The sequence below is a fragment of the Streptomyces uncialis genome, from assembly GCF_036250755.1.
Taxonomy (GTDB): domain Bacteria; phylum Actinomycetota; class Actinomycetes; order Streptomycetales; family Streptomycetaceae; genus Streptomyces; species Streptomyces uncialis.
On sequence record NZ_CP109583.1, the window covers coordinates 3,022,318 to 3,035,315 of the forward strand.

Consider the following 12,998-nt stretch of genomic DNA (forward strand, 5'->3'; position numbering starts at 1 on the left):
TGCGGGTGGGTGGCGCCTGGATGGTGCGTTCCCCCGTTCCCGCCCGGCTGCGGGCAGGCTTCGCGCAGTTCCCCGCGCCCCTGAGGTCGCGCCACTCACGGTGTCCGTTCGCCCAGAACACGCCCCAAAGGGGCGCGGGGAACTGCGCAAAAGACGAGGGCGGACCCGCACCCGACGAACAAGCCCGAAGGGGCAGCATCCAGGGGCGCGGGGAACTGCGCGAGCAACCCAGAGCCATCCGCAGCCGAACAGGAACCGTAAGGGGCGCGACCTCAGGGGCGCGGGGAACTGCGCCCCACGAACGGCCCGCACCCGACGGAGTACGGCCAGAGGCACGGACCAGGGGCGCGGGGAACCGCGCACCCCACGAGCGACGGCACAGGAACGGAGTACGTCCCGCACAGGCGACCCAGGGGCGCGAGCGAAGGCGACCCGCGGACGCGGCCGGGGACCGACGGGGGTCAGAAGCCCGCGGGCTCCGTGTAGACGCCCCACTCCGCACGGAGCGCGTCACAGATCTCCCCCATCGTGGCCTCGGCCCGCACCGCCTCCAGCATCGGCTCGATCATGTTGGCCCCCGACCGCCCCGCGCCGACCATCGCGTCGAGCGCGACCCGCACCCGCGCCCCGTCCCGCCGGGACCGACGGCCCGCCAGCTCCCGCACCTGCTCCCGCTCCACCTCATGGCTGACCCGGAGGATCTCCAGATCCCCGGTGACGGACCCGTGGTGGACATTGACCCCGACGACCCGCTTCTCGTCCTTCTCCAGCGACCGCTGGTACCGGAACGCGGACTCCGCGATCTCGCCGGTGAACCAGCCGTCCTCGATACCGCGCAGGATGCCGGAGGTGATGGGCCCGATCGGGTGCCGTCCGTCGGGATGGGCGCGCAGCCCCCGTTCCTTGATCTGTTCGAAGATCGCCTCCGCCTCGGCCTCGATCCGGTCGGTGAGCTGCTCGACGTACCAGGAGCCGCCGAGCGGGTCGGCGACATTGGCGACGCCGGTCTCCTCCATCAGCACCTGCTGGGTGCGCAGCGCGATCTCCGCGGCCCGCTCGGAGGGGAGCGCGAGGGTCTCGTCGAGGGCGTTGGTGTGCAGCGAGTTGGTGCCGCCGAGGATCGCGGACAGGGCCTCGACCGCGGTGCGCACGACGTTGTTGTACGGCTGCTGGGCGGTGAGCGACACCCCGGCGGTCTGGGTGTGGAACCGCAGCCACTGGGACTTCGGGGACTTCGCCCCGTACACGTCGCGCATCCAGCGGGCCCAGATCCGGCGGGCGGCCCGGAACTTGGCGATCTCCTCGAAGAAGTCGAGATGGGCGTCGAAGAAGAAGGAGAGTCCGGGCGCGAAGTCCTCGACGTCGAGACCGCGGGAGAGCCCCAGCTCGACGTAGCCGAAGCCGTCCGCGAGGGTGTACGCGAGCTCCTGCGCGGCCGTGGACCCGGCCTCGCGGATGTGGTAGCCGGAGACCGACAGCGGCTTGTACGCGGGGATGCGGGCCGCGCAGTGCTCCATGAGGTCACCGATCAGCCGCAGATGGGGCTCGGGCGGGAAGAGCCACTCCTTCTGCGCGATGTACTCCTTGAAGATGTCGGTCTGGAGCGTGCCGTTCAGGACGGCGGGGTCGACGCCCTGGCGTTCCGCGGCGACCAGGTACATGCAGAACGCGGGAACGGCGGGCCCGCTGATCGTCATCGAGGTGGTGACGTCACCGAGGGGGATGTCCTTGAAGAGGACCTCCATGTCGACGGCGGAGTCGATGGCGACCCCGCAGTGCCCGACCTCGCCGAGCGAGCGTTCGTCGTCGGAGTCGCGGCCCATGAGCGTGGGCATGTCGAAGGCGACGGAGAGACCGCCGCCGCCCGCCGCGAGGATCATCTTGTAGCGCTCGTTGGTCTGCTCGGCGTTGCCGAAGCCCGCGAACTGGCGGATCGTCCAGGTGCGCCCCCGGTACCCGGTCGGATGCAGCCCGCGGGTGAAGGGGTACTCACCGGGCCACCCGATCCGCTCGAAACCGTCGTAGACGTCTCCCGGCCGGGGGCCGTAGACGGGCTCGACGGGGTCGCCGGAGAGCGTGGTGAAGTCCGCGTCACGCTTGTGTGCGGCGTCGTACCGGGCCTGCCAGCGACGGCGGCCCTCTTCGATCGCGTCAGCGTCCATACCTTCGAATTTACTAGGACGTCCTAGTAAATGTCGATGGCAAACCGCCGGAGCCCATGGACGAGCTTCCGGCGGAAGGGCGGATCACGCCTTGGCGGGCTCCTGCGGACGGTCCGTGACCAGCGGCTGGACCTCGCGGCTGATCTTCGGCTCCACGAAGAAGGACGCGACCGGGATGCAGCCCGCGGCGAGCACCCACAGCAGCTTGCCGAAGGGCCACTTCGCCTTGGACCCGAGATCGAAGGCGAAGACCACGTACACGATGAACAGGACGCCGTGGATCTGCGAGATCACCATGGTGTCGCCGGTCTCGAAGCCGTACTTCGCGATGATGGCCGCGGTGAACACGAGCAGCCAGATGGCGGTGATGTACGCCATCACCCGGTAGCGGGTCAGCACCGTTTGTTTCATGGCCCGAGGGTATCGACCCGAATGGCCCGATCCTCCGGCGGGTCGTCCCCGCCGGACGGCGGATCACTCCTCGAAGTCCTCCGCCGCCACCCGCAGCGGGCGCAGCATCGCGAAGATCTCCGCGCACTCCTCCGCGTCGTACGCGCCGAGCCCGAAGTCCATCGCCATCAGCTCCCGGGTGGCCGTCTCGACCACCTCACGGCCCTTGCCGGTGATGGAGGCGAGGGTGCCCCGGCCGTCGTTGGGGTTGGGCCGCTTCTCGACCAGTCCGGAGCGCACGAGCCGGTCGACGGTGTTGGTCACGGAGGTCGGGTGGACCATCAGCCGCTCGCCGATCTTGGACATCGGCAGCTCGCCCGCCTTGGAGAAGGTGAGCAGCACCAGCGCCTCGTACCGGGCGAAGGTCAGCCCGTACGGCCTGACGACCGCGTCGACCTCGGCCAGCAGGATCTGCTGGGCGCGCATGATCGAGGTGATCGCGGCCATCGACGGGACGCTGCCCCATCGTTGCTTCCAGTGTTCGTCGGCGCGGGCGATGGGATCGAAGGCAAGGCTGAGCGGCTTCGGCACGCCGCCGACCCTACCGGCCGGTCATATGGCGGTCAGTCCTGTCTCGCCCTTCGGTCCGGGCGGCCCGGCCGTGGCCGCGACCGGCTCCCGGCGGAGCCCCGGCGGGCCTTGGCCGGGACCCCGCAGGACCCGGCGGACCTCCAGGGCGAGCAGGACGCACACCGTGGTGCCGAGCACCCCGGCGCCCGCGACGACCGTACTGACCGCGAACACCTCGGCGGCGGCCCCGGCGAGCGCCATTCCGACACCCTGGATGGTCATGAGCCCGGCGGTGTGCACGGTCATCGCCCGCCCGCGCAGCTCTGCCGGCACCGAGTCGACGAACCACCGGTCGGCGCCGAGTGTGTACGCGAACCCGGCGCCCGACAGCAGCATCAGCGCCACCGCCCAGCCGGGCTCGGGGACCCACGCGTAGCCGACCAGCGGCAGCAGCAGGAACGCGCCCAGCGGGAGGGCGATCCGCGCCCGGGCCGCCGGGGAGAGCGCGGAGCCCACGTACAGCTCCGCCAGGACCGTGCCGACCGGCATCGCGCACATCAGCAGCCCGACCCAGACGGTGCTCAGCCCGAGCTGGTCCGCGTACGCGGCGGCCAGCGCCTCCGGGACGACCACGAACATCGGCGGCACCCACAGGAACAGCAGCAGCGCGCGCATCCGGCGGTCGGCGAGGACGGTACGGACCCCGCCGAGCGAGTAGCGGGCCAGCGAACCGCCCTCGCCGCTGCGCGCGGGACGGCGCTTCGTACCGGCCCGCAGCAGCAGGGCCGACAGCAGGAAGGTGCCCAGGGTGATCACGAGCGCGCCCCGGGGGGACACGACGGTGAGCAGCACCCCGCCGATCCCGAACCCGGCGAGGACGGCGCTCTGCGACACGATCCGCAGCAGCGAACGGCCGAGGACGAACAGCTCGCCCTCGCCGAGGATGTCCACGAGGGTCGCCATCCGGGTGCCGCTGAAGACGGGCGCGACCATGGCGATGGCGCAGCGCAGCGCGAGGAGCGCGACGACGGGTGTGGCGGGCAGGGCCATCAGCGCGGCGCATCCGGCGCACACCAGATCGCAGGAGACGAGGACCCGGCGGGCCGGGTAGCGGTCGGCGATCCCGGCGAGCAGGGTGCCCCCGATGACGTACGGCAGCATCCCCAGGGCGAACGCGAGGGCGCTGAGGAACGGGGAGCCGGTGAGCCGGTACACGAGCACGGTCAGCGCGATCTCGCTGACCACCACCCCGAGCAGCGAGAACAGATGGGCCATGAACACCCACCGGAACTCCCGGACCCGGAACACCTCCCGGTACCCCACGGACCCCCCGTCCCCGTCCCCGTCGCCCGCGCCCGGGTCCGGACCTGGACCTGGACCTGGATCGGGTCCTGGGGGCGCCGATGTGCCGGGCCTCGTGGGCGGTACGGCCGACGGGGGAACGGCCGTCGGAGGGGCGTCGGTGGCGGCCCCGGGCCGGGGCGGCTGCTCGGGCAGCGGCTTTTCAGACATACGCGGCACCCTGGGGCCGGGCGGCGCACCGGACGTAGTCTTTCGGCCCCAGCCGAATGTCCCGCCCGCCCCGCCCTGCCGTTCCGCCCCTGATGTCCCGCGTGACCGGTCCGCGTGACCCGCCCGCACGACCCGTCCCCGCGACCCGCCCGCATGACCCGTCCCCGCGACCCGCCCGCATGACCCGTCCGCGCAACCGTCCGCTTGACCCGTCCGTGCCCCGGAGCCGTCCGCCGCCCCGGGGCCGTCAGCCCGGGAGGCCCGAGGCCCGTGCCCCTGCATCTGCACTTCACCGAGGACGCCTACCTGGCCTCGCGGTTCGCGATCTCGCCGCTCTGGGAGACCCAGGAGGCGGTCCGTACGCTGAAGCGCCCCGACCGGCACGGCTACCACCCCCGGTGGCTGCGGCGCATCAAGGCCGCCGAGCCGCCGCTCGACCTCTCCCCCGTCTGGCTGCTGATGCCGCAGCGGGGGCACAGCCCCGACTGGCTGGGGCCGCCCCCGCTGGGTCCGGCGGCCACCTTCGCCGAGGAGATCGCGGCCGTCCGCACCGCCGATCCGGCGATGGCCCGCGCGGAGATGGCCATCGCGCTGGGCCATACCCCGGGCGCCGCCCGCACCCCGCTCGCGCGGGAACTGCTCGCGGACCCGGCCCGCGCGGTCCAGCGGCTGGCGGATCTGCTGGAACAGGCGTGGCACACGCTGGTGGAGCCGGACTGGCCCCGTCTGCGGGCGCTGCTGGAGGCGGATGTGGCGTACCACTCGCGCCGGCTCGCGGACATCGGTCTCGGCGCGCTGCTGGGCGAGCTGGACCGGCGGCTGAGCTGGTCCGACCGCACGCTCACGCTGGAGTACCACAGCGAGCACGTACGGCGGCTGGACGGGCGGGGTCTGGTGCTGATGCCGAGCGTGTTCTCGTGGCCCGATGTGATCAGCGGCTACGACCCGCCGTGGCAGCCGACGCTCGTCTATCCGGTGCGCGGCCTCGCCGGGCTGTGGGCCGGGGGGCCCGCGCCGGACGCGGTGCGCGGGGCGCTGGTGCGGCTGCTGGGCCGGGGCCGGGCGGCGGTCCTGACCGCGCTGGACGAGCCCGCGAGCACGACCGCGCTGGCCCTGCGGCTGGACCTCGCCCCGTCGTCGGTGTCGGCGCATCTGACCGCGCTGCGCGACACGGGCCTGCTGACCTCCCGCCGGTACGGGCACCAGGTGCTGTACGAGCGCAGCCCGCTGGGGATGGCCCTGCTCACGGCCGGGGAGTGAGCGTCGGCCCGGTGCGGCCCGGGGTGACTACGGCAGTGCGCGGAGCCGGTGGCCCCGGGCGCGGGGCGGGGGCCGGCGGGCGGACGGGGGCCGTCCGGCACCGGGAACCCGTACGGACCCCCGGACACGACAACGGCCGCCCCCGGTCGGGGGCGGCCGTGTGCGGCATCCGTCAGCCGTTGGCGAGGTGGCGTTCGACGGTCTCGACCTTGCTGGTGAGGCCGTCGGTCACACCGGGGCGCAGATCGGCCTTGAGGACCAGGGAGACCCGTGGCGCGCGGGCCTCGACGGCGGCGACGGCGCGCTTCACGACGTCCATCACCTCGTCCCACTCGCCTTCGACGGAGGTGAACATCGCGTCGGTGCGGTGCGGGAGCCCGGACTCGCGGACCACCCGGACGGCGTCGGCGACGTACTCCCCGACGTCCTCGCCGACACCGAGCGGGGTGACGGAGAAGGCGACGATCATGCCTTCACGACCCCTTCGCGGCGGGCGCGCGAGGCGATGACCTCGTCCTCCGCCTCACGCTTGAGACGGCGCTCGGCGACGAACCCGCCGAACGGCAGGACGGAGAGCACGAAGTAGAGGGCCGCGGTACCGAACGACCACTTGGTGCGGTTCCAGGCGTCGGCCCAGAAGAGGGCGTACACCACGAACAGGACACCGTGGATCATGCCCATCGCGGGCACCGCGTTGAAGTCGGTGGTCCGCTTCAGCACGGAGCAGACGAGCAGCAACAGGAACGAGACGGCCTCGGGCGCCGAGACCAGGCGCAGGCGTCGGAGTGCGGATGCGGTCTTGATGTCCACGGGGAAGTTCACCTTCGGGCTTCGGGGCGGGACGTACTGGGCTGCGGCTCCACACGCTTTGTGAATGAAGGCACAAGCGCAGCTCATTGTGGCATCGCGTCCGGCACGTCCCCCGCCCGGGGGGCGGCCGGATTCTGACGAACGCGTCACATCCCGGCGACACAGGCGTCACGGGCACGGTCGTCCGGGGGGCGGGCCCTGTCCGGAATGCTCCTGGGCGGGCTACCGTCGCGGGGTGGCTATGTTCCGGCTCCAAGGGAGCAAAGTGCTCGCCGTCGACATGTCCGGCGACTGCGTCAGGGCGAAGAACGGCTCGATGGTCGCCTACGACGGCCAGATGAGCTTCAAGAAGATGAGCGGCGGCGGCGAGGGCGTCCGCGGGATGGTGACGCGGCGCCTCACCGGTGAGCAGCTGACCGTGATGGAGGTGAGGGGGCAGGGCACCTGCTGGTTCGCCGACCGGGCGAGCGAGATCAATCTGGTGAACCTCCAGGGCGACACCCTGTACGTGGAGGCGAGCAATCTGCTGGCCACGGACGCGGGGCTGCGCACCGGGACGACGTTCACCGGGCTGCGCGGCGCCTCCCAGGGCGGCGGGCTGTTCACGACCACGGTCGAGGGCCATGGCCAGGCGGCGCTCACCTCGGACGGTCCGGCGATCGTGCTGCGGGTGTCGGCCCGGTACCCGCTGTCGGTGGACCCGGGGGCGTACATCGCGCACCAGGGGAACCTCCGGCAGAGCTTCCAGTCCGGTGTGACGTTCCGCACCCTGATCGGTGAGGGCGGCGGGGAGGCGTTCCAGATCCGCTTCGAGGGCGACGGTCTGGTGTACGTGCAGCCCAGCGAGCGCAACACGGTCGGAGGGGACGTCTGATGCCGTTCCGTGAGGTCAACGCCAAGATGATCGAGGCCACCGTCACCCCCGGGCAGCGGCTGTTCAGCCAGCGGGGCGCGATGCTCGGGTACCGGGGCGAGGTGTCGTTCACCCCCAACTCCGCGGGCGGGCAGGGCGGGCTGTCCTCGATGATCGGCCGCCGGGTCGCGGGTGAGGCGGCCCCGCTGATGACGGTCGAGGGCAGCGGCACGGTGCTGTTCGGGCACGGCGGCCATCACATCCAGCTGATCACCCTGACCGGCGACACCCTGTACGTGGAGGCGGACCGGCTGCTCGCGTTCGAGGGGACGCTCCAGCAGGGCACGATGTTCCTGGGCGCCCAGGGCGGGGTGATGGGCATGGTGCGCGGCCAGGTCTCCGGGCAGGGGCTGTTCACCACGACCTTGAAGGGACACGGCGCGGTGGCGGTGATGGCGCACGGCGGGGTGATCGAACTGCCGATCTCGCCGCAGCGCCCGGTGCATGTCGACCCGCAGGCGTACGTGGCGCACCACGGTGAGGTGCGCAACAAGCTGTCGACCGCGCTGGGCTGGCGGGACATGGTGGGCCGGGGCTCGGGCGAGGGGTTCCAGCTGGAACTGAGCGGGCACGGCGTGGTGTACGTCCAGGCGTCGGAGGAGAAGCTGTGACCACCCTGAACATGTACGGGCCGCCGCCCGGACCGGTCGTGCACGATCCGGTGACGCTGCCGTCGGACGACAACGTCAACAGTTACACCTTCTGTGTGGAACTCAAGGGCAACGAGTGGTTCCTCCAGAAAGGCAAGATGATCGCCTATTACGGGGCGATGGAGTTCAACGGCATCGGCCATGGGCGCCTCGACCGGCTGGTGCGCACGTCGTTCCACTCGCCGCTGCACGCGAGCGACTGGGTGGTGGCGTCGGGCTCGGGGAAGTTCCTGCTCGCCGACCGCGCCTTCGATGTGAACTCCTTCGACCTGGAGGACGGCAATCTGACGATCCGCTCCGGCAATCTGCTCGCTTTTCAGCCAAGTCTCGCGCTCAAGCAGTCGATCGTCCCGGGGTTCCTGACCCTGATCGGCACGGGAAAGTTCGTCGCCGCGTCGAACGGCCCGGTGGTCTTCATGGAGCCGCCGATGCGGGTCGATCCGCAGGCCCTGGTGGGCTGGGCGGACTGCCCGTCGCCGTGCCACCACTACGACCACGCCTATATGACGGGGGTCATGGGCGGTCTACGTGCGCTGACGGGCGTCGGCGGGGTGTCCGGGGAGGAGCACCAGTTCGAGTTCGTCGGTGCGGGTACGGTGCTGTTGCAGTCGAGCGAGCGGCTGATGGCGGAGCAGGCGACCGGCACGGTCCCCCATCAGGCGGGGGTGCCGGGAGGTCACGGCGGCCAGGGGCAGGGGGTACCGCGCCTTCCCGGACAGCTCGGCGACCTCCAGCGCCGCTTCGGGCTGTGAGCGGTAGTCTGCGGAGTGTGACATCGAACGCGTGCGCGCTGTGGAGCGCACCAGCTCTCGTTAAAGATTCAACCTCTTAGGGTAGAATAGGATTCATGGAGACCGAGACGGCTACGCCCTGGCTGACCGACGCCGAGCAGAGCGCATGGCGCACCCATCTGGAGGTCAACCGGCTGCTTCAGCACCAACTGGAGAGGGATCTCCAGCCGTTCGGCCTGACGATCAACGACTACGAGATCCTCGTCAATCTCTCGGAGTCCGACGACCACCGGATGCGGATGAGTGATCTCGCCGCGTCGACACTCCAGTCCAAGAGCAGGCTGTCCCACCAGATCACGCGGATGGAGAACGCTGAGCTGGTACGGCGGGAGAACTGCGAGTCCGACCGCCGGGGACTGTTCGCCGTGCTCACGGAGCACGGACTGGTGACCATGCGGAAGGTGGCACCACACCATGTCGCCTCCGTACGGCGGCACTTCATCGACCTGGTCCCGCCGGGCGATCTGGAGCAGCTCCACAAGTCGCTCGCCCCGATCGCCGAACACCTCCGCGCACAACGCGGCCGCGCCTGACCCCCACCCGGGGCCGTGCGCCCCGGGTACCCGCGGCCTTCCCCCGCCCCGCGCGGCGTCAGACGGCCAGCGGCAGACTCAGCTCGAAGAGCGCGCCGCCCGCCGGACAGTCCCGGACGGTCAGCGTCCCCCCGTGCCTGCGTGCCACGTCCCGCGCGATCGCCAGCCCCAGCCCGGCCCCGCCGTCGTCACGGCTACGCGCGTCGTCCAGCCGGACGAACCGCTCGAAGATCCGGTCCCGCTCCCCGGCCGGCACCCCGCTCCCGTCGTCCCCGACGGCCAGCACCGCCTCGCCGTCGCGCACCCGCACCGACACCGACACCGCGCCCTCGGCGTGCCGCTGCGCGTTGTCCACGAGATTGCCCAGAACCCGCGCCAACTGCCCACGGGAACCGGCCACTTCCGCGTGCGCCAGCTCCTGGCCGACCGGCACCCGGTCCCCCACCCGCTGCGACAGCTCCTCCCGGACCAGCGCGGCCAGGTCCAGCCGGGCGTCCCCCGGCCGCTCCCCCGCGTCCAGCCGGGCCAGCAGCAGCAGATCGGCCGCGAGCTGCTGAAGCCGTACGGTGTCCGCGACCGCGCCCTCCAGATCCAGCAACTCGGGATGCGCGGCGCCCACTTCCAGCTGGGTGCGCAGCGAGGCGATCGGGCTGCGCAGCTCGTGCGAGGCATCCGCGACGAACCGCCGCTGCCGCTCCACGGACTCCTCCAGCGCGGCCAGGGTGACATTGGTGGTGCGGGCGAGCCGCGCCACCTCGTCGTGCGTACCCGGTACGGGCACCCTGCGCCGCAGGTCCTCGGACGCGGTGATCGCGGCCATCTCCCGCCGGATGCCCTCGACGGGCCGCATGGCCCGCCGGGTCACCAGCCAGGTCACCCCGGACACCACCCCGAGCAGCAGCGGGAAACCGATGAGCATCGCGGTGGTGGTCGTACCGACGGCGCTGCGCTCGGCGGACAGCGGGGCGCCCGCGTACACCCGCAGCTCACCCTTGCCGGGCGCGTCGACGCCGACCCGGGCGAAGCGGTACTCGGTGGAGTCGCCGTTCACGGTCGCCGAGCCGTCGGAGTACGCGACGTCCTCGGAGATGTCGCCGGGGTCCCGCGCGTTCTCGTCGTCGGCGTCGTCCGCGTCGTCGTCCTGGTCGTTGCCGTCCGGCTGGTCGTTGCCGTCCGGGCCGTTGCCGTCACCGGAGTCACCGTCCCCGTCGCCGTCCCCGGTGGGCGAGGCGGAGGGTCCCGGCTTCGGGCGCACCTCGTCGGACGCGGTCCCGCTGATCCGTTCCAGGCCCTCGCTGGCGGCCACGACCCGGCCCTGGGCGTCGAGCACCTGGACGGGGCTGTCCTCGCCCTCGGGCAGGTCCAGCCCGCCGTACGCGACGCCGGAGGCGAGCCGGGACGCGACCCGGTTCGCGGTGGACTCGGCCTGGGTGCCGGCCTGCTCGGTGAGGCTGATGCGCAGCGCGAGGAGCACCGCCGTACCGGCGGCGACCAGCGCCACCGCGACGACCAGGGTGGCCCCCAGGGTCGCCTGCGCGCGGACCGATCCGAAGAGCCGCCTCATCGGCCGCCCTCCAGCCGGTACCCGGCGCCGCGCACGGTCCGGATACGCGAAGCCCCCAGCTTGCGCCGCAGCGCGCTCACGTACACCTCGACGATGTTCGGGTCGCCGTCGTAAGCGAAGTCCCATACGTGTTCGAGGATCTCGCTCTTGGAGACGACCTCGCCGGAGCGCAGCAGCAGTTGTTCGAGGACCGCGAACTCCTTCGCGGTGAGCGGCACTTCCTCCTCGCCGCGCAGCACGCGGTGGGCCGCGGTGTCCACCGTGAGATCACCGAGGACATGCACCGGGGAGCCGCCGACCCGCCCGCGCCGGCGCAGCAGCGCCTTCACCCGGGCGACCAGCACGACGTACGAGAACGGCTTGGTCAGGTAGTCGTCGGCGCCGGTGTCCAGGCCCTCGGCCTCGTCGTACTCGCCGTCCTTCGCGGTCAGCATCAGGATCGGTACGTCGTGCCCGGCGGCGCGCAGCGCGGCACAGACCCGGTAGCCGTTCATCCCCGGCAGCATGATGTCGAGGACGACGAGGTCGTAGTCGCCCTCGCTCGCGCGGTGCAGGCCCTCCAGACCGTCGTGCACGACGTCCACGGCGTATCCCTCGGCGGTGAGTCCCCTGGCCAGGGACAGGGCCAGCCGCTTCTCGTCCTCCACGATCAAAAGGCGCATGGGACCAGCGTCCCAAACGGAACCTGAAGATGCCTTCAGGCTGCTTCAGCGTCGCTTCAGCAAGGTTCCCCCAGATTGGTGTCCACAGTCACCACCGGCTCCGGACCAGGGAGAGAAACCATGAAGCGCAAGATCGTGATCGCGACGGCCGCCGCGGCTCTGCTCGTCGGCGGGGGCACGGCCACCGCGTTCGCCGTGGTGGGCGGCGACGGCGACGGCGACCGTGGCGTCCACAAGTCGAGCGTGGAACTGAAGGGCGACGACCACGACGACGCCGACGACCGGGACGACGACAAGAACGAGCGCGACGACCGGGACGACCGTGCCGATGACCGTGCCGACGGCAAGGACGACGCCGACGACCGTGCCGCCGCCCCGACCGGGGTGAAGGTCACCGCCGCGGAGGCGATCGCCACGGCGCTGAAGGAGCGGTCCGGGACCGTCGTGTCGGTCGACCTGGACGAGGACGACTCCAAGGTGGCCTGGGACGTCGAGATCATCGGCGCCGACCGCAACGTCCACAACGTGACCGTGGACCCGGGCAACGGCAAGGTGCTCGGCTCGTACGCCGAGAAGGACGACGACGACCGCGACGACGTGAAGCGGGACCTGGCGGCGCTGAAGGGTGCGCAGGTCAACGCGCAGGACGCGGTGCGGGCCGCCGCGGCGTACGGGACCGTGACGTCGCTGGACCTCGACGACGACGGTTCCGGTGCGTGGGACGCGGAGACGCGGGCCTCCGGCAAGGCGGCGGACTGGACGGTGTCCCTCACCTCGGCGAAGGTGGCTCCCGCCGCGGCCGACACCGACGACGACTCGGACTCCGACGACTGACCCGCCCCCCGGCACACACACTCCCCCCGGCTTCCCCGTGGCCTTCCCCCGGCCCACCCGGAACCCGGGGGGTCCCGTGTTCCCGGGGCCCCTTCGCGCCCGCCTCTGAGGTTCGCGGAGCTGGGCGTACTCGTCCCTGTGCGGGTCGTTCGTGGGTGCGCAGTTCCCCGCGCCCCTGGATGCTGCCCCCTTGCGGTCGCTCTTCGGGTGCGGGTCCGCCCTCGTCTTCGCGCAGTTCCCCGCGCCCCTGAAGGGGCACCCCCTTCCTCCCGCAGTCGCGCTGCTGCGGGAGGGGGTGGGCGGGACTCTCTGCCCGCAGACTCCGATGCTCTTCAGTCGGGTAAGGG

14 protein-coding genes are annotated in these 12,998 nt (G+C 71.8%); 6 read left to right on the forward strand and 8 right to left on the reverse strand.

Annotated features, from left to right (window positions below):
• Positions 1-461: 461 nt before the first annotated feature.
• From OG711_RS12205 to OG711_RS12220, 4 genes are all read right to left on the reverse strand, one after another.
• Positions 462-2,162 carry an acyl-CoA mutase large subunit family protein gene (locus tag OG711_RS12205; RefSeq protein WP_329559249.1) on the reverse strand — a complete coding sequence of 567 codons (1,701 nt, stop codon included), beginning with the start codon at positions 2,160-2,162 and terminating at the stop codon, positions 462-464.
• 84 nt (positions 2,163-2,246) lie between these two features.
• Positions 2,247-2,573: a DUF3817 domain-containing protein gene (locus tag OG711_RS12210; RefSeq protein ID WP_073785052.1), complete on the reverse strand. Its 327-nt coding sequence runs from the start codon at positions 2,571-2,573 to the stop codon at positions 2,247-2,249.
• Between the two features lie 63 nt (positions 2,574-2,636).
• Positions 2,637-3,143 (reverse strand): MarR family winged helix-turn-helix transcriptional regulator, encoded by a 507-nt coding sequence (locus OG711_RS12215; protein ID WP_073785050.1) that lies wholly within the window; start codon positions 3,141-3,143, stop codon positions 2,637-2,639.
• A gap of 21 nt (positions 3,144-3,164) precedes the next feature.
• Positions 3,165-4,634 carry an MFS transporter gene (locus OG711_RS12220; protein WP_329559250.1) on the reverse strand — a complete coding sequence of 490 codons (1,470 nt, stop codon included), beginning with the start codon at positions 4,632-4,634 and terminating at the stop codon, positions 3,165-3,167.
• Positions 4,635-4,904: 270 nt separating this feature from the next.
• Here OG711_RS12220 and OG711_RS12225 point away from each other — a divergent pair, with 270 nt between their 5' ends.
• Positions 4,905-5,894 (forward strand): ArsR/SmtB family transcription factor, encoded by a 990-nt coding sequence (locus OG711_RS12225; RefSeq protein WP_329559251.1) that lies wholly within the window; start codon positions 4,905-4,907, stop codon positions 5,892-5,894.
• Positions 5,895-6,066: 172 nt separating this feature from the next.
• On the opposite strand, the gene OG711_RS12230 is transcribed toward OG711_RS12225, so the two are convergent.
• Both OG711_RS12230 and OG711_RS12235 read right to left on the reverse strand, forming a co-directional pair.
• Positions 6,067-6,363 (reverse strand): MTH1187 family thiamine-binding protein, encoded by a 297-nt coding sequence (locus OG711_RS12230; protein ID WP_073785046.1) that lies wholly within the window; start codon positions 6,361-6,363, stop codon positions 6,067-6,069.
• Positions 6,360-6,704, reverse strand: a complete 345-nt coding sequence (locus tag OG711_RS12235; RefSeq protein WP_073785044.1) for a DUF3817 domain-containing protein — start codon at positions 6,702-6,704, stop codon at positions 6,360-6,362. Before OG711_RS12235 ends, OG711_RS12230 begins: the two co-directional genes overlap by 4 nt.
• A 241-nt stretch (positions 6,705-6,945) precedes the next feature.
• On the opposite strand from OG711_RS12235, the gene OG711_RS12240 reads away from it, so the two are divergent.
• From OG711_RS12240 to OG711_RS12255, 4 genes are all read left to right on the forward strand, one after another.
• Entirely contained in the window at positions 6,946-7,578 is a 633-nt protein-coding gene (locus OG711_RS12240) for an AIM24 family protein (RefSeq protein ID WP_073785042.1), read from the forward strand.
• Positions 7,578-8,228 (forward strand): AIM24 family protein, encoded by a 651-nt coding sequence (locus OG711_RS12245; RefSeq protein WP_073785040.1) that lies wholly within the window; start codon positions 7,578-7,580, stop codon positions 8,226-8,228. Before OG711_RS12240 ends, OG711_RS12245 begins: the two co-directional genes overlap by 1 nt.
• Before the next feature lie 11 nt (positions 8,229-8,239).
• Positions 8,240-9,019, forward strand: coding sequence for an AIM24 family protein (locus tag OG711_RS12250; RefSeq protein ID WP_178390964.1), 780 nt, complete (start codon positions 8,240-8,242; stop codon positions 9,017-9,019).
• Between the two features lie 95 nt (positions 9,020-9,114).
• Positions 9,115-9,591 carry a MarR family winged helix-turn-helix transcriptional regulator gene (locus tag OG711_RS12255; protein WP_073785038.1) on the forward strand — a complete coding sequence of 159 codons (477 nt, stop codon included), beginning with the start codon at positions 9,115-9,117 and terminating at the stop codon, positions 9,589-9,591.
• 58 nt (positions 9,592-9,649) lie between these two features.
• Here the strand turns inward: OG711_RS12255 and OG711_RS12260 are convergent, their stop codons facing one another.
• Together OG711_RS12260 and OG711_RS12265 are read right to left on the reverse strand one after the other, a co-directional pair.
• Positions 9,650-11,155, reverse strand: coding sequence for a sensor histidine kinase (locus OG711_RS12260; RefSeq protein ID WP_073785036.1), 1,506 nt, complete (start codon positions 11,153-11,155; stop codon positions 9,650-9,652).
• Complete coding sequence (locus OG711_RS12265; protein WP_073785034.1) at positions 11,152-11,817, reverse strand: response regulator transcription factor; 666 nt, start codon at positions 11,815-11,817, stop codon at positions 11,152-11,154. The genes OG711_RS12260 and OG711_RS12265 overlap by 4 nt, the downstream gene beginning before the upstream one ends.
• Before the next feature lie 120 nt (positions 11,818-11,937).
• Here OG711_RS12265 and OG711_RS12270 point away from each other — a divergent pair, with 120 nt between their 5' ends.
• A complete protein-coding gene (locus OG711_RS12270; RefSeq protein ID WP_329559252.1) occupies positions 11,938-12,651 on the forward strand; it encodes a PepSY domain-containing protein in 714 nt (237 codons plus the stop codon).
• The last annotated feature ends 347 nt before the right edge of the window (positions 12,652-12,998 follow it).

Bases quoted from the DNA above. Each gene is read 5' to 3' on its own strand.
- OG711_RS12205 (WP_329559249.1), bottom strand. From the start codon at position 2,162: ATGGACGCTGACGCGATCGAAGAGGGCCGCCGTCGCTGGCAGGCCCGG.
- OG711_RS12210 (WP_073785052.1), bottom strand. From the start codon at position 2,573: ATGAAACAAACGGTGCTGACCCGCTACCGGGTGATGGCGTACATCACC.
- OG711_RS12220 (WP_329559250.1), bottom strand. From the start codon at position 4,634: ATGTCTGAAAAGCCGCTGCCCGAGCAGCCGCCCCGGCCCGGGGCCGCC.
- OG711_RS12230 (WP_073785046.1), bottom strand. From the start codon at position 6,363: ATGATCGTCGCCTTCTCCGTCACCCCGCTCGGTGTCGGCGAGGACGTC.
- OG711_RS12240 (WP_073785042.1), top strand. From the start codon at position 6,946: ATGTTCCGGCTCCAAGGGAGCAAAGTGCTCGCCGTCGACATGTCCGGC.
- OG711_RS12245 (WP_073785040.1), top strand. From the start codon at position 7,578: ATGCCGTTCCGTGAGGTCAACGCCAAGATGATCGAGGCCACCGTCACC.
- OG711_RS12250 (WP_178390964.1), top strand. From the start codon at position 8,240: ATGTACGGGCCGCCGCCCGGACCGGTCGTGCACGATCCGGTGACGCTG.
- OG711_RS12255 (WP_073785038.1), top strand. From the start codon at position 9,115: ATGGAGACCGAGACGGCTACGCCCTGGCTGACCGACGCCGAGCAGAGC.
- OG711_RS12260 (WP_073785036.1), bottom strand. From the start codon at position 11,155: ATGAGGCGGCTCTTCGGATCGGTCCGCGCGCAGGCGACCCTGGGGGCC.
- OG711_RS12265 (WP_073785034.1), bottom strand. From the start codon at position 11,817: ATGCGCCTTTTGATCGTGGAGGACGAGAAGCGGCTGGCCCTGTCCCTG.
- OG711_RS12270 (WP_329559252.1), top strand. From the start codon at position 11,938: ATGAAGCGCAAGATCGTGATCGCGACGGCCGCCGCGGCTCTGCTCGTC.